21 protein-coding genes and 2 tRNA genes are annotated in these 25543 nt (G+C 58.4%); 14 read left to right on the forward strand and 9 right to left on the reverse strand.

Annotated features, from left to right (window positions below; all coding sequences use genetic code 11):
* The 14 genes from H5U38_14035 to H5U38_14100 form a co-directional block, all read left to right on the forward strand.
* A partial coding sequence (locus tag H5U38_14035) for a T9SS type A sorting domain-containing protein (GenBank protein MBC7188141.1) occupies positions 1-748 on the forward strand: 748 nt, incomplete at its 5' end.
* Positions 749-966: 218 nt separating this feature from the next.
* On the forward strand, positions 967-2907 hold the full coding sequence (locus H5U38_14040; GenBank protein ID MBC7188142.1) for a right-handed parallel beta-helix repeat-containing protein: 1941 nt from the start codon (positions 967-969) through the stop codon (positions 2905-2907).
* Positions 2908-3199: 292 nt separating this feature from the next.
* Positions 3200-4450: a DUF4861 domain-containing protein gene (locus tag H5U38_14045; GenBank protein MBC7188143.1), complete on the forward strand. Its 1251-nt coding sequence runs from the start codon at positions 3200-3202 to the stop codon at positions 4448-4450.
* 85 nt (positions 4451-4535) lie between these two features.
* Entirely contained in the window at positions 4536-5366 is an 831-nt protein-coding gene (gene kduI, locus H5U38_14050) for a 5-dehydro-4-deoxy-D-glucuronate isomerase (protein MBC7188144.1), read from the forward strand.
* A 30-nt stretch (positions 5367-5396) separates the two neighbouring features.
* The gene (kduD, locus tag H5U38_14055) at positions 5397-6158 is read left to right on the forward strand and encodes a 2-dehydro-3-deoxy-D-gluconate 5-dehydrogenase KduD (GenBank protein ID MBC7188145.1); all 762 of its coding nucleotides are present in this window, start codon (positions 5397-5399) and stop codon (positions 6156-6158) included.
* Between the two features lie 157 nt (positions 6159-6315).
* Complete coding sequence (locus tag H5U38_14060) at positions 6316-7287, forward strand: TRAP transporter substrate-binding protein (GenBank protein MBC7188146.1); 972 nt, start codon at positions 6316-6318, stop codon at positions 7285-7287.
* Positions 7288-7298: 11 nt separating this feature from the next.
* Positions 7299-7811 (forward strand): TRAP transporter small permease, encoded by a 513-nt coding sequence (locus H5U38_14065; GenBank protein ID MBC7188147.1) that lies wholly within the window; start codon positions 7299-7301, stop codon positions 7809-7811.
* 44 nt (positions 7812-7855) lie between these two features.
* Positions 7856-9151: a TRAP transporter large permease gene (locus H5U38_14070; GenBank protein MBC7188148.1), complete on the forward strand. Its 1296-nt coding sequence runs from the start codon at positions 7856-7858 to the stop codon at positions 9149-9151.
* A gap of 61 nt (positions 9152-9212) precedes the next feature.
* Positions 9213-10628: a glucuronate isomerase gene (gene uxaC, locus H5U38_14075; protein MBC7188149.1), complete on the forward strand. Its 1416-nt coding sequence runs from the start codon at positions 9213-9215 to the stop codon at positions 10626-10628.
* Between the two features lie 10 nt (positions 10629-10638).
* Positions 10639-11913: a hypothetical protein gene (locus H5U38_14080; GenBank protein MBC7188150.1), complete on the forward strand. Its 1275-nt coding sequence runs from the start codon at positions 10639-10641 to the stop codon at positions 11911-11913.
* 3 nt (positions 11914-11916) lie between these two features.
* Positions 11917-12696, forward strand: coding sequence for a glucose 1-dehydrogenase (locus tag H5U38_14085; GenBank protein MBC7188151.1), 780 nt, complete (start codon positions 11917-11919; stop codon positions 12694-12696).
* 14 nt (positions 12697-12710) lie between these two features.
* Complete coding sequence (gene gndA / locus H5U38_14090) at positions 12711-14120, forward strand: NADP-dependent phosphogluconate dehydrogenase (protein ID MBC7188152.1); 1410 nt, start codon at positions 12711-12713, stop codon at positions 14118-14120.
* Between the two features lie 11 nt (positions 14121-14131).
* Positions 14132-15391, forward strand: a complete 1260-nt coding sequence (locus tag H5U38_14095) for a DUF2088 domain-containing protein (GenBank protein MBC7188153.1) — start codon at positions 14132-14134, stop codon at positions 15389-15391.
* Between the two features lie 148 nt (positions 15392-15539).
* Positions 15540-16439: an HAD hydrolase-like protein gene (locus H5U38_14100; protein MBC7188154.1), complete on the forward strand. Its 900-nt coding sequence runs from the start codon at positions 15540-15542 to the stop codon at positions 16437-16439.
* 104 nt (positions 16440-16543) lie between these two features.
* On the opposite strand, the gene H5U38_14105 is transcribed toward H5U38_14100, so the two are convergent.
* The 9 genes from H5U38_14105 to H5U38_14145 all read right to left on the reverse strand — a co-directional run bounded on the left by H5U38_14105 (position 16544) and on the right by H5U38_14145 (position 25504).
* Positions 16544-19003, reverse strand: a complete 2460-nt coding sequence (locus H5U38_14105) for a leucine--tRNA ligase (GenBank protein ID MBC7188155.1) — start codon at positions 19001-19003, stop codon at positions 16544-16546.
* Positions 19004-19081: 78 nt separating this feature from the next.
* Positions 19082-19159 (reverse strand) — tRNA-Pro (locus H5U38_14110).
* A gap of 6 nt (positions 19160-19165) precedes the next feature.
* Positions 19166-19786, reverse strand: a complete 621-nt coding sequence (locus H5U38_14115; protein ID MBC7188156.1) for a DedA family protein — start codon at positions 19784-19786, stop codon at positions 19166-19168.
* Between the two features lie 11 nt (positions 19787-19797).
* Positions 19798-20550 carry a glycosyltransferase family 2 protein gene (locus H5U38_14120; protein MBC7188157.1) on the reverse strand — a complete coding sequence of 251 codons (753 nt, stop codon included), beginning with the start codon at positions 20548-20550 and terminating at the stop codon, positions 19798-19800.
* A gap of 264 nt (positions 20551-20814) precedes the next feature.
* Positions 20815-20888 (reverse strand) — tRNA-Pro (locus tag H5U38_14125).
* Entirely contained in the window at positions 20866-21273 is a 408-nt protein-coding gene (locus H5U38_14130) for a MerR family transcriptional regulator (GenBank protein MBC7188158.1), read from the reverse strand. The genes H5U38_14125 and H5U38_14130 overlap by 23 nt, the downstream gene beginning before the upstream one ends.
* A 62-nt stretch (positions 21274-21335) precedes the next feature.
* A complete protein-coding gene (locus H5U38_14135; GenBank protein MBC7188159.1) occupies positions 21336-22097 on the reverse strand; it encodes a polysaccharide deacetylase family protein in 762 nt (253 codons plus the stop codon).
* A 2-nt stretch (positions 22098-22099) separates the two neighbouring features.
* Entirely contained in the window at positions 22100-23383 is a 1284-nt protein-coding gene (locus tag H5U38_14140) for an insulinase family protein (GenBank protein MBC7188160.1), read from the reverse strand.
* Positions 23384-23425: 42 nt separating this feature from the next.
* A complete protein-coding gene (locus tag H5U38_14145) occupies positions 23426-25504 on the reverse strand; it encodes a polyribonucleotide nucleotidyltransferase (protein MBC7188161.1) in 2079 nt (692 codons plus the stop codon).
* Between the last annotated feature and the right edge of the window lie 39 nt (positions 25505-25543).

Here is a 25543-nt window from a genome sequence, read left to right on the forward strand (position 1 = left end):
CGCCAAGGCTGGGGTGCAGAAGCTGACCTTGGGTGAGGGCAACAACATTGTCAACTTGCCCATCGAGGTGAGCTCTGGCACCACGTTGGACGTAGGGCAGAGCGTGTTAGCGGGCAACGGCATCTTTGTCTTGAATCCTGGCGCAACGCTGGCAACGGCTCACAGCGATGGCGTGGCGGGCTTCTTGGGGACATTGCCAGCCGGAGTGGTGACGCTGAGCACTGCTGCCAACTACACGTTCAATGGAACCACGCGCCAGGTAACCAGCGCGGCGATGCCATCGGTAGTGAATGATCTGACCATCAACAACTCTGAGGGAGTGGTCCTATCGCAGCCCACCACCATCAACGGCGTGTTGCACCTGGTCGCCGGCGAGTTCGATAACACGATTCCCTTTGTGTTGGGCCCCAACGGCTCGATCTCCTTTGAGGGAGGCAGTCTTAAGGTGAGCGTCGGGGTGGTGGAACGGGAACCAGAAGTGCCGACGCAATTTGCGCTCTTGCAAAACTACCCGAATCCGTTCAATCCGGTGACCACGATTCGCTACATGTTGCCCGTCAGCGCTCACGTGACTTTGACGGTGTACGACGCAAGCGGACGTCAGGTGGCGCAACTTGTGGATGCTAAGCAAGGCCCGGGTGTCTACGCTGTCCTGTGGAACGCTACGGATGTTGCCAGCGGCGTGTACTACTGCCGGCTTACCGCTGGATCGTTCACCCAGGCGCGCAAGCTGGTCGTGACGAAGTGACGCAAACGCCCCCCTCGTACGCAAGCGTGAGCGAGGGGGGCACTTTTGTACCCAATGGCTGCGAAAGCAAGACTCGCTGAGGAACAATGACGTTCTCAAATCGCCGTGTGCCGTGGCTTGCGCTGCTGACATTCTTCGTTTTACCTGCAGTGAGCAGAGGGCAGGAGCCCCCTTCTGGACTAAACGTGTATTGGGGCCACATTCCTGGAGGCGACAGGGTGTTCTACATTGCCCCGCACGGGGAGAACGCCAATCCGGGCACGTTGGACCAACCTTGGGCAACGCTTGACTACGCGACTAATCAGGCGCAACCCGGCGATGTATTTGTGCTGCGAGGAGGGGTCTATTACCACAATGCGACCATCAAGATCTCTCGGCACGGCACGGCCGAAAAGCCGATAACCATCGTGGCGTACCCGGGAGAGACGCCAATACTGGATTTCTCTGGTCAGGCAGAAGAGAGCAGTCAGAATGGCATCCGCCTCAATGGCTGGTATTGGCATGTCATCGGAATCACCGTACGGTACGCGGGCCATAACGGCATCCGCATGGATGGGAGCTACAACATCCTGGATCAAGTGACGGCTTACGGCAACCGCGACAGCGGCATTCATATGGCCGGAAATGCTTCGTACAATCTCATCAAGAACTGCGACAGCTTTTGGAACTTTGACCGGATTAGCGCAGGCGAAAACGCGGATGGGTTTGGGGCAAAGTTCGACATTCTCCCAGGGAACCATTTCTATGGATGCCGTGCGTGGGAGAATTCTGACGACGGCTTTGACTTCTGGCGCGCAGCAAACACGATTACCGTGGAGAACTGCTGGGCGTTCCACAACGGTGACCCGTCGTTGTTCGGGAATCCCGCGAACTTTGGGGGAGACGGCAACGGCTTCAAACTCGGCGGTGACTATGTGCCGGGCGACCATGTCGTTGTGCGGTGCCTGGCCTTCGACAACCTTGGCCCGGCTCGACAGTCGAAAGGCTTCGACCACAACAACAACACGGGTGCCTTGACTCTATTGCACAATACCGCCTACAACAACGGGAGGAACTTCTACTTTCCGAGGGACCCAATTCGAGGCCAATCGCTATTTGTGAACAACCTGAGCGTGACGTCTTCGGTGCTGGCCACGGTCCCGCCAACTGCAGTTGTGGCGGGCAACAGCTGGCAAATTGGGGTTTCGCTCGATGAGGACGTGTTCCTCAGCGTCGATACTCAGCTTGCAAAGTCGGCGCGGCAGAGAGACGGTTCCCTTCCGGAGGTTGAGCTCCTTAAGCCAAAGCCAAGCAGTCCTGTTGTCGACCGTGGGGTTCTTTCTGGGCAGCCCTACTGCGGCAGTGCTCCCGACATAGGCGCCTACGAAGTGGAGATGGGAGAATGGCATGGGCCGTTTGTCGAGCGCGGTTCAGGGGCAAAGATCAAAGAGCTGCTCGTGTACGATGTGGAGAACGCACAGGGGTGGGGCGTGCGTGCCGATTTCGCTCAGGGCATGGATCCGTACGGAGACGGAACAACTGTGCTGTCGGTCCCCGAGGGATTGCGCGTGTGGGAATGGGTCCAGACATCCCCCGGTTCGCGAACCAAGAACTATCTGTTTACCCTGGCCGAGTTTGTCACCGAAGAGGCATGCGAGATCTTTGTGGCCCATTCTACCCGCATTGCTGCGAAACCTGAGTGGCTACAGGAGTACGAGTCTACGGGTCTAACCCTCACCCTCGCCGGCGCCGGGGGGGCGCAGGAAGTGTTGGCGTTGTTTCGTAGAGCTACTGAACCGGGAGACAGGGTCGTGCTTGGGCGGAACTCTAAGGACGGCACGACCGCCGCCGCCATGTACCTCGTCCTCGTCGGCTCGACATCGCAAGGAGTTGCAAGCGGCGACCTCTTCGTACCCGCAGAATTGGACCTTGTCAAGGCCTATCCGAATCCCTTTTCTGGGTCAACCACCATCCGGTACGAAGTTGGAGCGGCAGGCTACGTCGCCCTGCAAGTGTTTGATCTGAACGGAAGGCAAGTGGCTGAGCTCGCGAAAGGTCTCCATCAGCAGGGCACGTACGCCGTAACTTGGCAGCCTGACGCCCTCCCGGTGGGGGTCTACTTCTGCCGGCTTCGCACGGGGAAGAATCTGGGGGTGCAGAGGCTTCTGTTGCTCCGTTGAAGCTGCGCCCGAGCTGGGGAGGTACGCGGCAAACGGTCGTTTCGATGTCACGGGGGATCCCGGGCTGCCTTGACACGGTGACCGCAAGGTGCACCGGACTACTCTCGCGGGTTCACATGCCCGCTATTGCTTAGCAGCATGGGTTTCGCTCCATTTGGTGGAGGCTGAAACCGCGTGGCGCGTAGGTAGCTGGCCCATGGGGTGCAAGAGACTCTGGGCTATGCGGAAGTGATGACAAGGTCCCGGTCCCAAACGGCCCCTCCGAGAGGACCAGGACAAAGGGAGGAAAACGATGCGATTGTCAACCATGGCTCTGGGCGTAGCCTTGTTGGCAAGCTTGACGTGTGGCAAGTCTGACTTGGAGCGCGTCTATCCGGAGACGGTTGTCCTATACGCACAGAACCCGACTGCGTTCCCTCGCAGGGACGAACCGGTGACCCTTGACATCAGCCGCATCAAGGCGAAAGCCCCGGATTTCAACCCCAGGGCCTATGTGCTGCTCTGTGCGGGGACAGAAATAGCAAGTCAGGCGGAAGACTTGGACGGAGATGGACAACCGGAGAACATCACGGCCGTGCTGGACTTGCCGGCGAGCGGCAAGAGATTGTTGCGCCTAAGGTACGCCCCAGAAGGTTCAAGAGAGCGGACTTACCCGAAGAGGACACAGGCCGAGCTCTCTGTCAAGACTGGTGGCGAGTTCGTGGGACGCAAGTACGTGGGTGGTCATTTCGTAAACGTGCGCTCGCTCCGTGTGCCCCCCGAGCACACCGATCATTCCGAATTCATCCGCTACGAAGGTCCCGGTTGGGAATCCGATTTGGTGGGATACCGTTTCTACCTGGACTGGAGGAACGCAATCGATGTCTTCGGCAAAAAGGTGCCCAAGATGGTGCTCCACGACGTGGGACAGGACGGATTTGAGTCGTACCACCAGATGGCCGACTGGGGCATGGATATCCTCAAGGTGGGCGAATCGCTGGGCATCGGTTCCCTCGGTATGTGGGTCGACGGCCAGGCACAGCGCGTGAGCGTGACGGACAGCGTCGTGTGTGAGGTGGTACTCAACGGACCGGTACGATCGCTCATCAGGACCAAGTATTTCGGCTGGAAGGTGGGCGGCAAGGCCTATGACCTTGTGTCCGAGCTTACCATAGTGGCCGGTAGCCGCATCACCACCCACCAAGTTCAAATCTCTGGTGAGGCGCCTAACGTGTGTACCGGAATCGTCAAAGATCCCTCAGCAGAACTTCTGCGTTCGGGCATAGGGGGAGATTGGGCGTACATGGCTACCTACGGCAAACAGAGCCTTGCCGGAGATAGCTTGGGGTTGGCCGTGCTCTTCAGAACCCACGATTTTGCTGGGTATGCAGAGGATGAGCACAGTCACGTGGTGCTCTTGCGCCCTGAGAACGGAAGGGTGACCTACGCTTTCTTGGCTGCGTGGGAGGGAGAGCCCTCGGGGATCAAAACCAAAGCGGAATTTCTCAAGTACTTAGACGAAACGGTGCAGAGGTTGGCCAACCCAGTCGTCGTTGCCCACTGACACCGGTACTCGAAGAGGGAGCAGACTGGCCCCAGCTGGCCCTGGCTCTCCGCGACGACGACCGATTAGCTGGGAGGAAATTCTTGTGGAGATACGCTATCCTGCTGACCCGATTCGCTTCCAGCGAATGACCACCGAGGAAATCCGAGGCTCTTTCCTCGTGGACACTCTCTTTGTGCCTGACGAAGTCGTCTTGCTCTACTCCGAAGTCGACAGAGCGGTTCTCGGATCCGCTGTGCCCGTGACGAAGCCGCTCCATCTCGGTGCATCGAGGGAACTTGCGGCAGACTACTTCTGCGAGCGCCGCGAACTCGGGCTACTCAACGTGGGTGGGACGGGAAGGGTGGTCGTGGACGGGAAGAGCTACGAGTTGCGCAACAAGGATATGCTGTACATTGGTCAGGGCGCGAGAGACGTCTCATTTGAAAGCGAACGCTCAGACGTCCCTGCTGCCTTCTACCTGCTCAGCTTCCCTGCCCATGCGGCTTTCCCCACCAGAAAGGTGGCGATGGAGGAGGCCGAAGCAGTGCATCTTGGCCAGGCGGCCAATTGCAACGAGCGGACGATTTACAAGTACATCCACCCCGGGGGGATCAAGAGCTGCCAGCTGGTCATGGGCCTCACGGTGCTCGCACCAGGCTCAAACTGGAATACCATGCCCCCGCACACGCACGAGAGACGCACGGAGATCTACCTCTACTTTGACATGGCTGAGGAGACGCGGGTATTTCACTTCATGGGCATGGCGGAAGAGACACGCCACATCGTGATAGCCAATCGCCAAGCGGTCATTTCGCCCAGCTGGTCCATTCATGCCGGTGTGGGCACAGGACCCTACTCCTTCTGCTGGGGTATGGGTGGCGAGAATCAGACCTTCGAAGACATGGATGTCATTGAGATGACAAGGCTCAGGTAGCACCCGAGCAAGACATTGTGTGAGGGAGAGATGATTCTGGACAAGTTCCGCCTAGACGGAAAAGTGGCAATTGTGACAGGCGCGGCGCGCGGACTCGGGCAGGCCATGGCCGTTGGCCTGGCGGAAGCAGGGGCCGACGTGGTGGTTGTCGATGTGCTGGACATGGAACAGACCACACGGTGCATCGAGGACTTGGGCAGACGCTGCGCGGCCGTAAAGACCGACTTGCGCAAGCTCGAAAGCATCGACCTGATTGTGCGACAAGCCCTGGAGCGCATGGGCTCCATCGACATACTGGTCAACAACGCTGGCATCATCCGGCGCGCTCCTGTGCTGGAGTTTGAACTGAAGGACTGGGATGAGGTGATGGACGTCAATGTGCGCACGCTTTTTTTCCTCACCCAGGCGGTGGCAAAAGTGATGGTCCAGCAGGGGAGAGGGGGGAAGATCATCAACATCGCATCCATGCTCTCCTTCCAGGGGGGCATCCTTGTGCCCTCATACACGGCCTCGAAAAGCGCCGTAATGGGTTTGACTCGCCTGCTGGCCAACGAGCTTGCTCCCCACAACATCAATGTCAACGCCATTGCCCCAGGGTACATGGCCACCGACAACACGGCTCCCCTGCGCGCGGACCCGGTGCGGAGCAAAGCAATCCTCGAGCGAATCCCTGCGGGAAGATGGGGCGAACCGGAAGACCTGAAAGGCGTCGTCGTGTTTCTGGCTTCAGAAGCTTCGGCCTATATGCACGGCTATACTGTGGCGGTGGACGGTGGATGGTTGGCCCGCTAAGCGGTATCTTGACTGCTCGCGCCGTGACGTGCATGTCGGCTGCAGGTGCTGGTAGGATTGGTCCGGAGCTCATCGTGGGATGCGCTTCATGCTTCCGCACGGCGGTGCTCACCGACACCGCCTGCGCGCGTTCATTTCTTAGAGAGGAAGCACGAGTATGAGACGTAGTTTGCTGCCCGTGCTGCTTGCTGCTTTGCTTGTTTCTTGTTCGCAGTCTGGCGGAAGAACGCGGGTTCTGAAGCTTGCGCACGCCCTGGACACCAATCACCCCGTGCACAAGGGCATGGTGTACATGGCCGAACGCGTGGCTGAAAAGTCCCACGGACGACTCCGAGTGGACATCTACCCAAGCGGGCAGTTAGGCGACGAGAGGGAACTAATCGAGTTGCTGCAAATCGGTAGCTTGGCCATGACCAAGGTGTCCACCGCCCCCTTGGAGGCGTTCGTGCCTGAAATGGAGATATTCGGCATCCCATACGTGTTCAGGGACGATGAACACCGCTGGAAGGTACTGCGTGGCGACATCGGGAGGAGACTGCTGCTGGCAGGGGAGAGGTTTCTCCTTCGCGGCATGTGCTACTACGACGCCGGCAGCCGCAGCTTCTACACGAAAAAGGTCCCAATTATGCAACCCGGCGACCTACGAGGCCTGAAGATTCGGGTCATGAATAGTCCTACTTCCTTCAAAATGATACAGACGCTGGGCGGCTCGGCTACGCCGATCCCGTGGGGTGAGCTTTATACTGCCCTCCAGCAAGGCGTGGTGGACGGAGCAGAGAATAACCCACCCAGCTTCTACTTCTCGCGTCACTACGAAGTTTGCAAGTACTACTGCCTGGATGAGCACACATCAATCCCCGACATTCTCCTGATGAGCACCACGGTGTGGGAGACTCTTTCGCTCGAGGAGCAGAAGTGGTTGCAAGAAGCGGTGGACGAGTCGGTTGACTACCAACGAAAACTTTGGCAAGAGTCATCGGAGCAGGCCCTGCAGGAGGTGCAAAAGGCGGGAGTTCAGGTGCTGCACCCCGACAAAGCTCCTTTTAGGCGCGCGGTGCAAGAGATGTACGACGCCTACAAAGGGACGCCTATCTATGAGCTGATTCAAGAGATTCAACGGGTGGAGTAGGGAGACCTGCTATGGCAAAGTTGACCGGATACATCACCAGAGCCCTTGGTATTTTCCTCAGTTTCCTCATGGCGACCATGGTGCTGGATGTTACGTGGCAGGTTTTCACGCGCTTCGTGCTTCGCAATCCCAGTTCGTATACCGAGGAGCTGGCCAGGTTTCAGCTGATGTGGGTCGGTTTGCTTGGTGCCAGCTATGCGTACCGCACCAAGGCACACTTGGGAATCGACGTGCTGGCTACCAGGCTGACAGGCAGCAAACGGAAAATCCTTGAGGTGGCGATAAACCTGCTGGTACTTCTCTTCGCTCTGTTCGTGATGGTTATTGGCGGAATACGTCTTGTGCAGCTCACCTTCACCCTTGGTCAGGTGTCTACTGCCCTCGGGGTGCCAATGGGGTACGTCTACTCGGTACTGCCGATTTCGGGTTTTCTCATGATCTACTTTGCCCTTCATTTCATCGTGGAAACGTTGCGTGAAAAGCAAGCCCCTGCAATCCCCAGGCAGGTCGGCGAGCCGATCTGAGCAATGAACCGAACGGAGGCACAACTCAAGAGGGAGTTTGCTCAATGGATCTGTCAGTGGTGACGTTGGTTGTGAGCTTTGTTCTTCTGCTCGCTATGAACGTGCCCATCGCCATCGCCATCGGTATCGCCACGACCTTGACGATGCTCTTTACTATTAGCCCAGTGCCGGCTCTCACCACAGTGGCACAGCGCATGGCCACCGGAATCAACAGTTTCACGCTGTTGGCAATTCCCTTCTTCATTCTTTCTGGCCAGCTCATGGGCAGAGGCGGGATTGCAAGGCGCCTTATTGACCTCGCCAAGGCTCTGGTCGGGATGCTTCCGGGAGGGTTGGCCTACGTCAACATCCTCGCCTGCATGTTTTTCGGCGCTATTTCCGGATCCGCGGCCGCGGCCACCTCAGCAATCGGCGGCTTCATGATTCCGACGATGAAGAAAGAGGGGTACGATGCCAACTTTAGCACCGCAGTCACAGTGACAGGAGCGACGACGGGGCTACTGATCCCACCTTCGAACGTGCTGATCGTCTACTCATTGGCCAGTGGAGGTGTTTCCATCGCAGCTTTGTTCATCGCCGGGTACCTGCCCGGGATTCTCTTAGGCTTGGGTCTGATAGCCGTGGCTGCAGCGATTGCCGTGGCCAAGAAATACCCGGTCGGGGAAAAGGTGTCGCTCCTTGAGGGAGGGCGGAGGCTTTTGGATGCGATTCCCAGTCTCCTGCTCGTTGTGGTGGTCATTGGCGGCATTATCGCCGGCTTCTTTACTGCTACGGAAGCGAGCGGGATTGCCGTCCTCTATTCCTTTCTGCTCTCGGTGGCGATCTATCGGGAAGTGAAGATCCGAGAGCTGCCGCAGATCCTCCTCAAGACGGTAGAGACGACGGCCATCGTCATGCTGCTGATTGGAGCCTCCTCCGGAATGTCGTGGATTCTCTCCTACGAGAACATTCCGCAGAATGTCAGTGCGGCCCTTATTGCTCTCACCGACAGCAAGCTGGCGATTCTGCTCATCATCAACATCGTCTTGCTCATCGTGGGCACGTTCATGGACATGACCCCCGCAGTTCTCATCTTCACGCCGATCTTCTTGCCGGTAGTGGTTCGCCTTGGCATGAGTCCACTGCACTTCGGCATCGTCCTGGTTCTGAACCTTTGCATCGGGCTCTGTACACCTCCGGTCGGTTCGGTGCTTTTTCTGGGATGCGGCGTCGGCAACACCACCATTGCACGCATCACCCGAACGCTGGTGCCTTTCTATCTCGGCATGATCGTCGTCTTGCTGATCGTGACCTATGTGCCTTGGTTCAGCTTGTTCCTGCCTAGGCTCTTCGGGTACTGATAGCCTAAGGTAGCGGATGCTCGCTCACCATGGTGGTGCCACGAAAACCTTGGGAGGACGAATGAGGAAGAGAGGGATGCTTGCTGCTGACCGCTTCTTTGATCCTGATGCGAAGACCCGCAAGATCGCGCGTACGCTCTACGAGGGCGTAAGGGGCCTGCCCATAATCAGCCCCCATGGCCATGTCGACCCGCGCATCTTCGCGGAAAATCGCCCTTTCCCTGACCCCACAGAGCTGATCCTCATTCCGGACCACTACATCTTCCGCATGCTCTACTCGCAGGGTATCCCGTTGGAGTCGTTGGGCATTCCCACGCTGGACGGGACGCCGGTGGAGACCGACCACCGCAAGATTTGGCAGTGTTTTGCCGACCACTACTTCCTCTTTGCTGGGACGCCGACTTCTCTGTGGCTCGCGTACGTTTTCGAGGAGGTGTTTGGCATCCAGCAAAAGCTGGACAGCAGTTCCGCGATGAAGATCTACGATGAGATCTCGGAGAAGCTGCGCAGTCCAGAGTTCTTGCCTCGTTCCCTCTTCGAGCGGTTTAAGATCGAGGTCCTCACCACCACCGATGCGGCCACCGATACGCTTGCCCAGCACCGCAGGATCAGGGAATCAGGCTGGCAGGGCAGGGTAATTCCCTGTTTTCGTCCGGATGGAGTGACGGACCTGTTGGCGAAAGGGTGGAGGGAAAACGTCAACAGGCTAAGTGAGGTGAGCGGCATCGAGATAGACTCGTACGGAAAGTTCATTGAGGCACTCGAGGAACGGAGACGTTTCTTCAAGGCAATGGGTGCAGTGTCCACTGACCATGCCGTGGAGAGTCCCTACACACACGAGTTGAGTCGGAGGCAAGCTGAGGTCATTCTTCAACGCGCACTCAAGGGAAAGGCAACAGCCCAGGACGCGGCGCACTTCACGGCGCACATGTTGATGGAATATGCCCGCATGAGCATCGAGGACGGGTTGGTAATGCAGATTCATCCCGGCTCTTTCCGGAACCATAATCAGTTTGTTTTCCGGCGCTTTGGTCCAGACAAGGGGTGTGACATCCCGGTGGTAACGGAGTACACCAGGAACCTCTACGAACTGTTGAACAAGTATGGGAATGACACCCGCTTGACCCTCATTGTGTTCACTCTGGATGAGTCGGCATATTCGAGGGAGCTGGCTCCCTTGGCCGGGCACTACCCCGCCATGCGTCTGGGACCTCCCTGGTGGTTCCACGACAGCATCGAAGGGATGATCCGCTTCCGCAAGATGGTGACCGAAACGGCCGGCATTTACAATACGGTGGGCTTCAACGATGACACCCGGGCCTTTCCGTCCATCCCGGCGCGACATGACCTGGCACGGCGGATGGACTGCAACTTCTTAGCTGGGTTGGTGGCGCGCAAGATCATCGATATGGCCGAAGCCAAGAAGCTGAGTCGGGCTTTGGCTTACGATCTGCCTAAGCAGGCGTACAAGCTGTGAAGGGCCGAGTATGTGTAGCGCAATAGGTGAATCGAACTTGGAGCTGGGAAAATACTCATTCGGTCTCGGCGACCGCTTCGGGTTGCAAGGGAAAGCGCTTCTCCGGGCCGTGGTTGAAGCTCGCCCGCTCGGCGTGGAGGTGACACCGGTGTGGAACAAGTCCTACCGCGAGCACGTCATCGTTGGCAGTAGGCCTGCAGACACGCGGAAAGAAGCAGATGAGGCCGTGCGGGCCCTGGGCTGGAAGGGGCCCTACTTCGTCGACGCAGACCATGTCACCGCCACGAGCGTCACTTTCTTTGTGGAAGACTGCGACTTTTTCACGGTCGACGTGGCCGAGCAGATAGGAAGACCATCGGCAATCGACCGCCTCGAAGATTTTGTGAGGCGAAATGAAAGGTACCTTGGTGAACTGACGATTTCCACCGACGCCCGGTTCCGCGTGGGAAGGGCCGAACTGGAGCGGATTGGTCGTCGCTACTTGGCCGCGATTGATGAGTTAGAAGCGGTGTATCAGCTGATAACCCGCCATCGAGATGGCGCGCCCTTCGTCCTCGAGTTGTCCATGGACGAGACCGCTGAGCCGCAGCATCCTGTGGAGCTCTTCTTCTTGCTGTCGGAGGTCGCGGACAGAGGCATCCCCCTTGCGACCATTGCACCGAGGTTTCCAGGAAAGCTGCACAAGGGTGTGGACTATGAGGGGAACGTCGAGGAATTTGCGCGACACTTTGCTCTCATGCTCGAGACCCTGCAGTTGGCAGTTGGTGAGTTCGCTTTGCCCAAGGCTCTCAAGTTGAGTCTCCATTCCGGGAGCGATAAGTTTGCCCTCTATGGGCCGATCAGAGAGGCCCTATTCCGGCATGATGCGGGCCTCCACATCAAGACGGCAGGCACGACCTGGCTTGAGGAGCTGGCCGGACTGGCAGAAGTCGGCGGCGACGGTCTCAGTGTCGCCAAAGAGATCTACCGCCAAGCGTACCAACGCCTTGAAGAACTGGTGGCACCTTACGCGGCAGTCACGAAGATTGTCGCAAGAAAACTCCCGGAGCCAGTGGAAGTAGACAGGTGGAGCGAAGATGAATTTGTGGGTGCCCTGCGAAATGAACCAGGCAACTCTCGTTTCAATGAGAATTTCCGGCAGTTGCTTCACGTGGCATACAAAATCGCTGCAGAGATGGGAACCCGCTACACCAACCTCGTGTTGAAGCATGAGGATACCATTTCGGCCAACGTAACCAAGAACATTCTGGAGCGTCATATTCGACCTCTTTTCTTGGGAGAGTGAAACATGGGCTACCTCGAGGAGTTGTTCGGTTTGGACGGCAAGGTGGCAGTGGTTATTGGTGGGGGTGGCGTGCTTGGCGGCGCCATGTGCCTGGCGTTGGCGAAGGCTGGCGCGAAAGTGGCCGTCGTCGACCTCGATCAAGAGAAGGCCGCGGCGCGCGCCGCAGAGATAGCAGCGCTGGGGAGGGAGGCCATTGCGGTGCCCGCAGATGCCGCTACCAAGAGCGACCTGGAAGCGGCAGAGCAGACCGTAGAGAGGACCTTCCACCGCGTCGACATTCTCATCAACGCGCCGGGTATCAACTCTGCGACACCATTTTTCGAGATCACCGAGGAAGAATGGAACAAGATTTTGGACGTGAATCTCAAGAGCATGTTTCTTGCCTGTCAGATATTTGGCAAGAAGATGATCGAGCAGGGTGAAGGAGGGAGCATCATCAACATCTCTTCGGCCTCGTCTGGCCCCCCTCTTTCCAAGGTCTTCACGTACAGCATTTCCAAGGCCGGCGTGAACAATCTCACGCAGTTTCTGGCAAGGGAGTGGGCCCCGCATAGGGTGCGCGTCAACGCAATTGCCCCTGGCTTTTTCCCCGCGGAGCAGAACCGAAGACTTCTCACCAAGGAGCGCACCGAGGCCATTCTGAGGCATACGCCCATGGGTCGCTTCGGGGAGGCGGAAGAACTCGCCGGGGCAGTGCTCTGGCTGGCTTCCGAAAAGGCGTCTTCCTTCGTTACGGGGGCCATCATTCGTGTGGATGGCGGGTTTTCCGCGATGACCATTTGACGGGAGAGGCAGGCATGGAAGAGCATGATGTCGGCGTGGTTGGTCTCGGAGTGATGGGACAGAACCTCGCCCTGAACATGGAACGCCACGGCTATTCAGTTGCTGGCTTCGATCTCGATGAAGGCAAACGGCACGAGTTCAGTCGGAAGGGATCGGGAAAGAGTGTTGCAGCCTACGGCACGCTTGAGGAGTTTCTTGTGCACCTGCATACTCCCAGGAAAATCCTCATTATGGTTCCGGCAGGCCAGGCGGTCGATGCGGTCATCAACAGCTTGAAAGGACAGCTTGCCGCTGGGGACATTCTCATCGATGGTGGGAATAGCCACTTCTTGGACACTGAACGACGCCTCAAGCAACTTGAAGAGACGGGCATACTGTTCGTTGGCAGCGGCATTAGTGGCGGTGAGGAAGGAGCTCTTTGGGGTCCCGCGATCATGCCGGGAGGCAACCCCGAAGCCTGGCCCCACCTCCGGGAAATGCTGCAGGCTATCGCCGCGAGGGCCGATGATGGAACTCCGTGTTGCACATGGATCGGGCCTGGCGGTGCGGGACACTTCGTTAAGATGGTGCACAATGGCATCGAGTACGCTGACATGCAGATGATCAGCGAGGCCTATTTCCTCATGGCGCGCCTCCTCGGTCTCAGCGCGGAGCAGATGGCGACCGTTTTCGAGAACTGGAATGCCGGGGAGCTCAAGAGCTATTTGATCGAGATCACTGCCCGTGTCTTGCGCAAGAAAGACGAGGAAACGGGCGAGCCGCTCGTTGAACTGATTCTCGATACTGCAGAGCAGAAGGGCACGGGGAAATGGACCAGCCAGGCCGCACTTGACCTGGGAGCACCGGCGCAGACAATTGCCGAGGCTGTCTTCGCCCGGATGCTGAGTGCACTCAAGGAAGAGCGCGTAAGAGCAGCCGAGCTCCTATCGGGCCCACGACCTGTGCCTGTGCCCGAGAGTGAGGGCTTCATTGAGAAGATACGCCAGGCTCTCTACGCGGCGAAGATCTGTTCCTATGCCCAGGGCTTTCAGATCATGCGGGCTGCCGACCGCGAGTACGGCTGGCACCTCGATTTTGGCGCGATCGCTTCCGTGTGGCGGGCGGGCTGCATCATCCGGGCGCAGTTCTTGGATAGAATCAGGGAAGCCTACGGGAGAACGCGGGATCTGGCGAATCTGATGCTGGACGCCTATTTCGGAGAGGCCCTGCGCAATTGCCAAGAGGCATGGCGCGAGGTCATTATCCGGGCCGCGGAAAACGGAATCCCTTGTCCGGCGCTGAGCAGTGCACTTGCTTACTACGACGGCTATCGGAGCGCCATCTTGCCCGCCAATCTGATTCAGGCGCAGCGCGACTATTTTGGAGCGCATACGTATCGACGGGTCGACAAGCCAGGCGTATTTCACACAGTGTGGACAGACTGAAAGAGGACACGATGCTCATAGGAAGGGGAGATCCAGTAGGGTTCCTCTCTGAGGAAGAGGTTTGCGGGATAGTTCTTCAGGCGCTCTCGCAGCAGAAGTTGGCGGGCAAGCGCGTGCTCGTAATAGTGCCGGACCTCACCCGCAACGCGCCCATTCCGCTGTTCTTCAAGCTGCTGGTGGAGACGCTTCGTCCCCAGGTGAAGTCGCTTGATTTCATGATTGCCCTGGGGACACATCAGCCACTCAACACTCGCAAGATTGCCGAGCGCGTGGGCGTCTCCATTTCCGATCTCCAGACGTGCTACAAGGACATCGGCTTCATCAACCATGCGTACGACAAGGCCGAAGAACTGACTGTGATCGGCACCATCTCAGAAGAGGAGGTGGCCGAGATCTCTGCGGGATTACTCAAAGAGGTGGCCCGAGTTACTGTCAACAGGCGCCTTTTTGATTACGATTTGCTTCTCATTCTAAGTCCAGTAGTACCGCACGAGGTCGCCGGTTTTTCTGGGGGGAACAAGTACCTTTTCCCAGGAGTTTCCGGGGCGGAATTCATAGACTTTTTTCATTGGCTTTCAGCGATCATTACAAACATCGTTCTGAACGGCATTAGGGACAATCCTATAAGGAGACTTTTGGACCGCGCTGCTTCTTTTCTGAGCGTTCCTCGGCTGTACTTCAACATGGTGTGCCACGAAGGCGCGCTCAAGGGTCTCTATGTCGGGGATAACGAGGAGGCGTGGTCGAGGGCCGCTGATCTCTCGGCGCAGGTCCACATTCGCTACGTCGATCGGCCCTATAGCCGGGTGCTGGGCATCGCGCCCCCGAATTACGAGGACCTCTGGGTCGCAGGCAAGGTCATGTACAAGCTGGAGCCGGTGGTGGCCGACGGAGGGGAACTGATCATTTATGCCCCACACATCGCAGAGATTTCACACACACACGGTGCGATATTGCGACGAATTGGCTACCACGTGCGCGACTACTACTTGGCACAAATGGAGCGCTTTGCAGACGTACCGCGCGGGGTGCTCGCACACTCCACACATGTGAAAGGCGCCGGGAGCTACAAGGACGGCGTAGAGCGGCCCAGGATCAACGTATCTCTTGCGACCGCCATTCCCGAGGGTATCTGCAGGAAGATCAACCTTGGGTACCGAGACTGGAGAAGTATAGATCTGGATGGGTGGCGCAACCGGGAAGAGGAAGGCGTGTTGCTTGTGGAAAAAGCCGGAGAGGTGCTCTACAGGCTACGGACGGCGCAACCCTGAGGAGCACGATGAGCTCTGCGAGGTGGGCACAGGCAGAGGCAGGTTTTCTTGCTGTTTGTTTGTGGCTACCATGATGGTAAGCTCGCGTTGCGAGCCTTGGTGCGTTGCGGTTAGTCTTAGGCATGGATGACCTACGGGAGTGGACACGATGGGAACGACGGCTCAGGCAAAAAGGGACTTGGCGGAGTTCAAACCGAGACATGAATTCTTCGTGGGGATCGACTCGGATGGGTGCGTGTTCGATTCCATGGAGATCAAACACAAAGAGTGTTTCATCCCAAACATTATCAAGTACTGGGGCTTGCAACCCGTGGCAAAGTACGCGCGGGAAGCGGCTGAGTTTGTCAATCTGTATTCAAAGTGGCGCGGTGCCAACCGCTTCCCGGCGCTCCTCAAGGTCCTTGATTTGTTGCGAGAGCATCCAGAGGTACAGCGTCGGAAGTTCGTGGTGCCTGACGTGACTGCCCTTCGTAGGTTTGTAGAGTCTGGCGTGCCACTTGGCAACCCCGCACTCCGGGAGGCGGTGGCGTCTTCCAACGATCCAGTGCTTCTGACGACGCTGCAGTGGAGCGAGGCCGTAAATGCGTCGGTAGCGGATATTGTGCGCGGCGTGCCGCCGTTTCCACTTGTCCGGGAAAGCCTCGAGAAGCTCGCGCAGCACGCCGATATCATGGTGGTTTCAGGTACCCCAGGAGAAGCCCTGGAGAGAGAGTGGCAGGAGCACGACATTGCACGCTTTGCCGCCATAATCGCCGGCCAAGAGGTAGGCAGCAAGAAGGAACAGCTCCGGTTGGCTACAGAGGGCCGATACCTTGCAGGCAGGATGCTGATGGTTGGCGACGCTCCGGGGGACCTGGAAGCGGCCAGGGCGAACAACATCCTTTTCTATCCGATCATACCTGGCCGAGAGGAAGATTGCTGGGCGCGTTTCTACAGGGAGATCATCGACCTGTTCCTGGCCGGAAAGTATACGGCTGGCCTGCAAGCGGAGCTGGTTGCGGAGTTTGAGGCGCGGTTGCCTGAAAGGCCACCGTGGTGCTTTGCGTGATCGATGGGGAGGGTGCTAAGCCGGGAAATGGCGTGCGTCATAAGATTCGTTATGTTACCAGACGCCTACCTCACGCATCGCCTCCCCTCCCTTTTTCGCGTCTGTCAACCCACCACCACATTCACTAACTTATCCGGCACGACGACTACTCGACGGATGCTTCGCTCACCGACAAACTTGCGCACGCGTTCATCGCTGAGCGCCAGATTCTTCAACGTCTCCTCGGACGAACCTCGCTGCACCGACGCCGAGGACCGAAGTTTGCCGTTGACCTGAAAGACCACCGTGACGAGGTCCCGCGTGGCGAGCTTCTCATCGTAGGCCGGCCAGCCGGAGTCGAACACACTGTAGGGCCCGCCGATTTGCTCCCACAGCTCCTCGCCGAGGTGCGGCGCGAATGGGGCCAGGCACTGGATAAGGGTTCGCATGGCTTCGCGCAGCACTCGCTCATTCTGCTGCTCCACGGGCACCTCTTCCCGGTATGAATAGATGCCCGACACAAACTCCATGAGCCTGCTGATTGCCGTATTGAAATGGAAACGCTCAAGGTCCTGGGTAACGGCCTTCACCGTCCGGTGCTGGAGGTGAAGCAGCTCGCTGCTTCGCTCGCTCTCGTTGCCACGCGGCGGCTGCTCGCGGAACATTTGCACAAGACGCCACACTCGGTTGAGGAACCGATACACGCCGGCAATGCCCTCGTCGCTCCAATCGCCGCCCTCGGTGTAGTCGCCCATGAACATCATGAACATGCGGAAGGTATCCGACCCGTAGCGGTCAAGGTATGGCTCCGGGTTGATCACGTTGCCGTGCGATTTTGACATCTTGGCGCCCCGGTTGGTGATGATACCCTGATGCACCAAGCGCAGGAACGGTTCATCGAACTTCACGAGCCCCATATCGTGGAGGGCCATGGTGAAAAAGCGCGCATACAGCAAATGCATCACCGCATGCTCGGCACCCCCCACGTACTGATCCACCGGCAGCCACTTGTCAACGACCTCCGGGTCAAACGGTCGGTCGTCGCAGTGGGGACTCGGAAACCTCAGGAAATACCAGGAAGAGCAGACGAAGGTGTCCATCGTGTCCACTTCGCGGCGCGCCGGTCCACCGCAGCGCGGGCACTTCGTGTTGACGAACTCCGGCACAGTGGCCAGAGGGGACTCACCCTGACCGGTAAATTTCACGTTCTGTGGGAGAAGCACGGGCAAATCCTTCTCCGGAACAGGTACTATACCGCACTTCTCGCAGTAGACAATAGGGATCGGCGCGCCCCAGTATCGCTGGCGGGAAATCAGCCAGTCTCGAAGCTTGTAGGTAACCCTGAACTCCGCCATCCCCTGTCCTTGCAAAGCCTCCACGATTGCTTTGCCGCCAGCTTTCCACTCCATACCCGAGAATCCACCAGAGTTGACGAGCACGCCGGGCCCTTCGTACGCACGGTCTGGAGGCAAGGCCTCCCCCGCTGGTGGTGCGACCACCTGCACAATAGGCAGACCATACTTCACGGCGAATTCATAGTCCCGCTGGTCATGGGCAGGCACCGCCATCACTGCGCCTGTCCCGTACGAAAGCAGCACATAGTCGGCAATCCAGATCGGGATCTCGCGGTCATTAATGGGGTTGACTGCGAAGGCGCCCGTGAACACGCCCGTCTTCTCTTTTTCAGTGCTGGTTCTCTCTATCTCGCTCTTCTTGCGGCACCACTCGACGTACTCTCGCACCTGAGCCTGCTGCGACTCCGTAGTGATCTTTTCCACCAGGGGATGTTCCGGCGCAAGAACCATGTAGGTCGCCCCGAAGAGTGTGTCCGGCCGCGTGGTGAACACCTCCACGGTGGCCTGGTGGCCCTTCACCGGGAACCGAATCTGAGCACCTTCGCTCCGCCCGATCCAGTTGCGCTGCATGGTGATTGTCTTCTCCGGCCACTGCAGCTTCTTGTGACCTTCCAGAAGGCGCTCAGCGTATTTGGTGATGCGGAAAAACCATTGCTCCAGGTCGCGGCGGGTGACCTCAGTCGAGCAGCGTTCGCAGCGCCCCTCGATCACCTGCTCGTTGGCCAGTACCGTCTTGCATTGTGGGCACCAGTTCACTGGCGCCTTTGCCCGATAGGCAAGCCCATGTTCATAGAGTTTGAGGAAAAACCATTGCGTCCACTTGTAGTACCGCGGCGAACTGGTATCGATTTCCTTTTCCCAGTCGTACATGGCGCCGAAGCGCTCAAGTTGTTTGCGAATGTAGCGAATGTTTTCCGCGGTGCTAATGGCGGGATGAATGCCCTTCTTGATGGCATAGTTCTCGGCCGGCAACCCAAACGCGTCGTACCCCATGGGCTCGAAAACGTTGTAGCCCTGCATTCGCTTGAAGCGTGCCCAGCTATCCGTGGGCGCGTAGTTGTACCAGTGACCGATATGGAGCTTGTCGGCAGACGGATACAGAAACATCACCAGGCAGTAGAGCTTCTTCTCTGTCTTGGACATATCGGTGCGGTACAGGCCGGTTTCCTGCCACTTCCGCTGCCATTTCTCCTCGATCTCAGCGAATGGATAGCCACCTTTCCTGCTCACTTCAACCTCCTGGTGTCAATATGTACACCTTAAAGAAAAAGTTCAATCCTCCGGTCTCCTTCGCCGTGGATTGAACCGTGGTCGGGGCGGGCGGATTTGAACCGCCGACCTCCTGCTCCCGAAGCAGGCGCGCTATCCGAGCTGCGCTACGCCCCGTTCTGGCTAAACAACATACTTCAGAAACAAGAAGCCGCCGATCAGCAGTACCAAGAAGACCACCGTCGCGGCATTGAAGTAGCGGTCAATCAGTCTTCTGACCTTCTCTCCCCACACGTAGAGCAAAAGAGCCACCGCGAAGAAACGCATCCCCCGCCCGAGAATCGACGCTATCACGAAACTCGAAAGGGGCGACCCGGCGGCCCCTGCCGATATCGTGAAAATCTTGTAAGGGATAGGCGTGAGAGCAGCCGACAAGACGGCCCAGAAGCTGTACTGATTAAAGGTGTCAAAAAGCCGCCGGAAAAGCTCCTCTGCATGATAGAAGTGTACTATCCTCCACCCTATTGCTTCCATCAGCGCGACGCCAATTCCATATCCGCCAAGCCCGCCGATGACTGAGGCGGCTGTGGCAGAGCCTGCATAGTGGAAGGCGCGCTTCGGCACGGCCAAGGCCAGCGCGATCAACAAGACATCGGGTGGGACTGGAAAGAATGAAGACTCGGCAAATGCAAGGAGCACCAGTGCCAACCAGCCGTAAGGCGTCTCAGCCCACTTCAGCACCCAATCATAAAGTCTGCGAATGGGATTTGCAGCCTTGCGCTTGGCTTCTTCCTTCGCGCCCAACACCCCCAACGCTATTTTCCCTGCATTTTGCACTTTGTTTGACCCAGTCCGGACCGTTCTCTTTGTAAGGCTATCATCAACTTCAGGAAGCGTATGGTGTCACTCCACCGCGAGATGTGGCTTCCCTGACTGCTATAGGAAGAAGCAATGGGCACCGTTCCGATTCTGAAGCCTGCCCACGCCGCCCTCACCAGAAACTCGCTTTCCGTCTCGAAATGAGTCGTCCTCAGGCTGATCCCCTTCAAGACCTCAGTTCTAAACAGGCGGAACCCGCACTGGCTGTCCGGAATCGCAACTCCCGCCACATAGGACACGATTGCCGAGCTCAAGCAGTTGCTCAAATAGCGATCGAGCGGCATCGCCCCCCTGCGCGACATCCGGTCGCCGACGACAATGTGTAGGTCGCACTCACGGAGCCGCTGCAAGAAGCGTGGCGTCTCTTTCGGCTCGTGCTGCCCGTCGGCGTCGATCGTGAGGACAAGATCCGCCCTTGCTTCCACCGCGAAAAAGCCGGAACGCAGTGCCGCGCCTTTGCCGCGATTTTGAGGATGCCGAATGAGGAAGCATCCAAGCTCCCTCGCAACCCGTGAGGTCCCGTCGGCCGACCCGTCGTCCACCACCCATATGGGGATATCGCCAAGGGCTGTACGCAACCCATCAACGACATCTGGCAGGGTTCCCGCAGCATCCAGCGCCGGTATGACTGCTGCAATGCGAGTCTCATCCTGCCCCGCTCCCCCGAAATGTGCCGCGCCGCTCTTCACTGCTCGCCTGCGGAAACGCTGCCAGCCCTACCGACGGAGCTTGGGAAGCTTACGGCTCGCAAACAGACGCATGCGACGCCTGTGCTCGTTACGCAAATTTACTCTATTCGCGAACAAAATGCAACCCAAATCTTAGCTTGGCTTGACGGCAATGCACTGGGTCCCTCTTCTTCGCCGCTCACCCCGCATGGCAGTCCAGCACCAGTACGCAATTGAGAAAAGGCCCGCGCCTGCCACAGGTGCAGGTGCGGGCCACGAGCGTTGTCGGGGCGACTGGATTTGAACCAGCGACCCCTTGACCCCCAGTCAAGTGCGCTACCGGACTGCGCCACGCCCCGACTTTGAATCCAACTTTTCCAGAGCAGCAAGGATCGCTCGCAACTCGCTGGTGATCTCTGCCAGCAGGTCCTCCCTTTTCATCTCCTCGAGAGAAAGCGACAGTTGTCGCTCCCGGCGCGGATTGGCTTTCTCCTCGAGGCGCTCGCGTGCCAGCCTCTCGCGTGCTCCCGCAATCGTGTACTTGTCAATGTAGAGAAGACGCTTTATTCTGAAGATCAGGCGAATGTCGCTCAGCCGATAGACCCGATTCCCGGCACGATTCTTTGCCGGTCGGAGCTCCGGGAACTCGCTTTCCCAGTAGCGGAGCACATGCGGCTTCACGTCGGTGAGCTTGCTCACCTCGGCTATGGAGTAGTACAGCTTTCTTATCGGTACGTCGACCATCCCCACGCCTCGGAGTCCGCTACCTGGTGACGCTGTAACTATAGCAAATTGTGGGGAAATAGTCAAGTGATTTTTGAGGACATCACCAAAATGCTCCCTCGCGAGGCAAAACTCACGAGTCTCTCCGCGAAAAAGGGCAAGGCTTCGCTCCTCCCCTCCGCTTTTCTCGCGAAGCACCGGAGACTATCAAACAGATAGATGGCTCTTCGCTCCCGATTGAAGGGCCACAACCTTGGCCTCTTCAACTCTCTCGATACATACATGCCATAGGCCGCCTCGTAGCCTGCCTCTTGCACCGCTGCAACCACTCGGGCAGAGAAGACACCGAAGGGGTATGAGAAAAAGTGCACGGGTCGGCCTATCCGATCCTCCAGCAACGCCTTCGAGTCCCTGAGCTCTGTGCGCAGGCGAGCGGGGCTGACCAAGGTTAATGGCACATGCGAGAACGAGTGGGAGCCGATTTCCCATCCGGCCGTTGCCAGCGTCGAAAGCTGCTGCCAACTCAGATGCTGCACTGGCCCACTAAAGCGCACGTCCCAGGCGTTACTCTTGCCCACGTATCCGGCGATGACAAACACGCACGCGCGAAAGCCGTACCGTTGCAGCACCGGAAACGCATTGCTGTAAACGCACTCGTACCCGTCGTCGAACGTTATGCACACGCGCTTTAACGTGGAAGATGTATCAATCTCTTCGCCGGGAAGGCACGAAGTGAACCCGTGGTTGGCCAGGTACTTCATCTGCCGGGCGAAAGCACGCGGCGTCACCCGCGTGACCCCGGCATAAAACTTGTCATCAACCAGATGGTAGGCCAGGGTGGTCACTCTCACTCCGCCGGTTGTGCGGGGAGCTGAGGCCTTATTCGCGAGGGTCCCCGGGTGCGCCGCTTGGGTTCGAGGCGGGTCACGATCAGTCTGTCTTCCGCAAGCAGCTCTGCTGCCACTTGTTGGACATCCCTCAGCGTGACGGCCTCGATCTGGGCGATGGTCTCTTCCAACGAGCAGAAGGACTGCAGGTAGATCTCCAGTTTTGCCAACCTGCTCATGCGACTCGAGGTATTCTCCAGGGCAAGCACCAGGTTGCCCTTGAGTTGGGACTTGGCGCGGAGAAGTTCTTCCCCGGGGATACCGTTCTGGCAAAGCGCCTTCAGCTCAGCCAGGACAAGGTCCGTGCACAGCGCCAGTCTATTTGGCTCGGTGGCAAAATAGACCCCCAGCAAGCCGGTGTCGCTGAAAAAGTCGACGAAAGAGTAGACGGCGTAGGCCGCGCCGTGCTCCTCTCGCACGCGCTGGAAGAGCCGCGAGCTCATACCTGCACCCAGAATGGTATCCAGCACCAGGAGCGCGAACTTGCGTGGGTCGGCGTAGGGGTAGGCGCGGCCGCCAATGCAGACGTGTGCCTGCGCGCATTGCTGGTGCCGTGCGTGCCCGCACGGCGGTTGCACAGGCGGTTGCCGCAGGGGGCGGTTGTTCTCCGGCAAGTCTGAGAATCCGCGTTCCACCAACCCGACGAGCAGTTCGTGACTGATGCTCCCGGCTGCAGCGACAACCATCCGCCCCTTGGTGTAGTGAGAACGCAGGTAGTCAGCCAGCTCCGCCCGCGTGAATCCCTTGACGGTCGCCTCTTCGCCGTACACCGGGTGGCCAAGAGGATGGCCAGGGAAGACGTCCTCGTAGAGATAGTCGAAGATCACGTCCTCGGGTGTCTCCCGCGAGTGGTCCATCTCGCGGAGGATGACCTCTTTTTCCTTCTCAATGTCACTCTCTGCCAACAGCGAGTTCTGCAGAATGTCAGCCAGCACATCCACCGCCAGTGGCAGGTGCTCGTCCAGCACATGGGCGGTGTAGCAGCAAAATTCCTTGGAGGTGTAGGCATTAAGGCTTCCACCAACATCCTCCAGGGCCTCGGCGATCTGGCGGGCGGTCCTCCTCGTGGTGCCCTTGAAGAGCATGTGCTCCAGAAAGTGAGAGACGCCCTTCAATGCGGGCGTCTCATCTCGGGAACCGGTCTCCACCCACACTCCCAAAGCCACGGAGCGGACGGCTGGCATGTACTCGCTCACCACCCGCAGCCCATTGGTGAGGACCGAACGTGCGTAGGTCTCTTTCAAACTGCTGACTTTGTCTCCTTCTTGGTCCGTTAGCGGGACACGTTAATCCTTCAGAAGCGCCTTGCGGCTGAGGTCGAGCTTGCCGTCGCTTTCGATGCGCAGCAGCTTCACCTCAACCTTCTCCCCCACTTTCAGAACATCCTCCACCCTTTCCACGCGACGGTTGGAGATTTGCGAGATGTGGAGCAGGCCCTCCTTACCGGGAAGAATTTCGACAAACGCGCCAAAGTTGGTGATCTTCTTGACCACGCCCACGTAGGTCCTGCCCACTTCTGGCTCTGCGGTGAGGGCTTCTACCATGCGGCGAGCCTCGTTGCACGCGTCCGGGTCAACAGAGGCGATGAGGACGGTACCGTCGTCCTCAATGTCAATTGTCGCGCCAGTGGTCTGGATAATCTCCCTGATGGTCTTGCCTCCTGGGCCGATGACTGTGCCGATGGCATCCACCGGTATCTTGAAGGAAACGATGCGCGGTGCGTAGCGCGAGAGCTCCGGCCGCGGCCGGTCCAAGACACTGTCCATAATGTCCAGGATGCGCAACCTGGCAGCGCGTGCCTGATGGAGCGCTTCCTGCAGGACCTGGCGGGAGAGTCCGGAAGTCTTGATATCCAGCTGGAAGGCCGTGACGCCGGTACGGCTGCCCGCCACCTTAAAGTCCATATCGCCGAGGTGGTCTTCTTCCCCGAGGATGTCGGTGAGGATGACGGTGCGCTCGTCACCTTTCACCAGGCCCATGGCGATGCCCGCCACGGCGCCCTTCACTGGCACGCCAGCGTCCATGAGCGAGAGCGAACCGGCACACACGGTGGCCATCGAGGAAGAGCCGTTCGACTCCAGGATGTCGGAGACAATGCGGACGGTGTACGGGAAGACCTCGTCGCTGGGGATCATCGGCTTCAACGCCCTTTCGGCCAGGTTGCCGTGGCCGATTTCACGCCGACTTGGTCCACGCACTGGGCGCACCTCTCCGACCGAAAAAGGCGGGAAGTTGTAGTGCAGCATGTAGCTCTTCCAGAATTCGCCTTCCAGGTCGTCGATCTTCTGTTCGTCCATCTTGGTGCCGAGCGTGGTTGCGGCCAAGGCTTGCGTCTGTCCGCGCGTGAAAAGCGCCGAGCCATGGGCACGGGGCAACACGCCGACCTCACAGGTCACCTCGCGGATGGCCTCGGGTCGACGACCGTCCAGACGGCGATCCTCCTTAAGGATCATCGCCCGCACAATCGCTTTGACGCGCTCTTCGATGAGCTTGTTGATGACCGGCTCGCTTTCGGGGAATTCCTCTGCCAGGGCCTCGACGATTTCATTCTTGATTGCCTCCAGGGCTTCGCTGCGCTTTGTGCGGTCGGTCTGCCGGAGCGCCTCTTCCAGCCTGTTCCCCAGCAAGGTCTGTACCCGCTCCACGAGCGTCTGCTCGGGCTCGCAGCGCTCATACTCCCGCTTCGGCTTGGCGCACTCGGCGGCCAACTGCCGTTGGAGCTCGACGATTGCCTTGATGTGAGCATGCCCAAAGTCGAGCGCAGCCAGCAGGTCGTCCTCCGGAATCTCACGTGCTTCGCCCTCGACCATAATGACCGACTCTTCCGTGCCAGCCACCACGAGGTCGAGGTCGCTCTCTTCCAGTTGGGCAAACGTCGGGTTAACGACGAATTGCCCGCGGAGCCTTCCCACCCGCACAGCGCCCACTGGACCATTGAACGGAATGTCCGAAATCGTTAGCGCCGCAGAAGCTCCGATGACGCCCAGGATGTCGGCATCGTTCTCCCTGTCAGCCGACAGGACCCAAACGATGACCTGCACTTCGTAAGGGAAATCCTCCGGGAAAAGTGGCCGGAGAGGCCGGTCGATCAGGCGCGCATTGAGCACCTCGGTCTCACTCGGGCGTCCCTCCCGCTTGAAAAAGCCGCCGGGGATTTTTCCTGCTGCGTAGGCCTTCTCGCGATAGTCTACCGACAGCGGGAAAAAGCCCTGGGGCGGCAAGGGTCGGTCGCCCGCCACAACTGTGGCCAGAATGACGCTGTCGCCAAACTGCACCCACGCTGCGCCGTCAGCCTGCTTTGCTAACTTGCCAGTTTCTATGATGAGCTTGGAATGCCCAAGCTCCATCTCCTTACGTACAACCATTCTTCCTCCGTAAACTACTCCCTCGGGGAGGCCGCGTCC

The organism is Calditrichota bacterium, from assembly GCA_014359355.1.
Lineage (GTDB): Bacteria > Zhuqueibacterota > Zhuqueibacteria > JANLFK01 > Oleimicrobiaceae > Oleimicrobium.

Excerpts from the sequence above, each read along its gene's own strand:
- H5U38_14095 (MBC7188153.1), top strand. The coding sequence starts at position 14,132 with ATGCTCATAGGAAGGGGAGATCCAGTAGGGTTCCTCTCTGAGGAAGAG.
- uxaC (MBC7188149.1), top strand. The coding sequence starts at position 9,213 with ATGAGGAAGAGAGGGATGCTTGCTGCTGACCGCTTCTTTGATCCTGAT.
- H5U38_14085 (MBC7188151.1), top strand. The coding sequence starts at position 11,917 with ATGGGCTACCTCGAGGAGTTGTTCGGTTTGGACGGCAAGGTGGCAGTG.
- H5U38_14100 (MBC7188154.1), top strand. The coding sequence starts at position 15,540 with ATGGGAACGACGGCTCAGGCAAAAAGGGACTTGGCGGAGTTCAAACCG.
- H5U38_14145 (MBC7188161.1), bottom strand. The coding sequence starts at position 25,504 with ATGGTTGTACGTAAGGAGATGGAGCTTGGGCATTCCAAGCTCATCATA.
- H5U38_14045 (MBC7188143.1), top strand. The coding sequence starts at position 3,200 with ATGCGATTGTCAACCATGGCTCTGGGCGTAGCCTTGTTGGCAAGCTTG.
- H5U38_14130 (MBC7188158.1), bottom strand. The coding sequence starts at position 21,273 with ATGGTCGACGTACCGATAAGAAAGCTGTACTACTCCATAGCCGAGGTG.
- H5U38_14060 (MBC7188146.1), top strand. The coding sequence starts at position 6,316 with ATGAGACGTAGTTTGCTGCCCGTGCTGCTTGCTGCTTTGCTTGTTTCT.
- H5U38_14070 (MBC7188148.1), top strand. The coding sequence starts at position 7,856 with ATGGATCTGTCAGTGGTGACGTTGGTTGTGAGCTTTGTTCTTCTGCTC.
- gndA (MBC7188152.1), top strand. The coding sequence starts at position 12,711 with ATGGAAGAGCATGATGTCGGCGTGGTTGGTCTCGGAGTGATGGGACAG.
- H5U38_14080 (MBC7188150.1), top strand. The coding sequence starts at position 10,639 with ATGTGTAGCGCAATAGGTGAATCGAACTTGGAGCTGGGAAAATACTCA.
- H5U38_14065 (MBC7188147.1), top strand. The coding sequence starts at position 7,299 with ATGGCAAAGTTGACCGGATACATCACCAGAGCCCTTGGTATTTTCCTC.
- kduD (MBC7188145.1), top strand. The coding sequence starts at position 5,397 with ATGATTCTGGACAAGTTCCGCCTAGACGGAAAAGTGGCAATTGTGACA.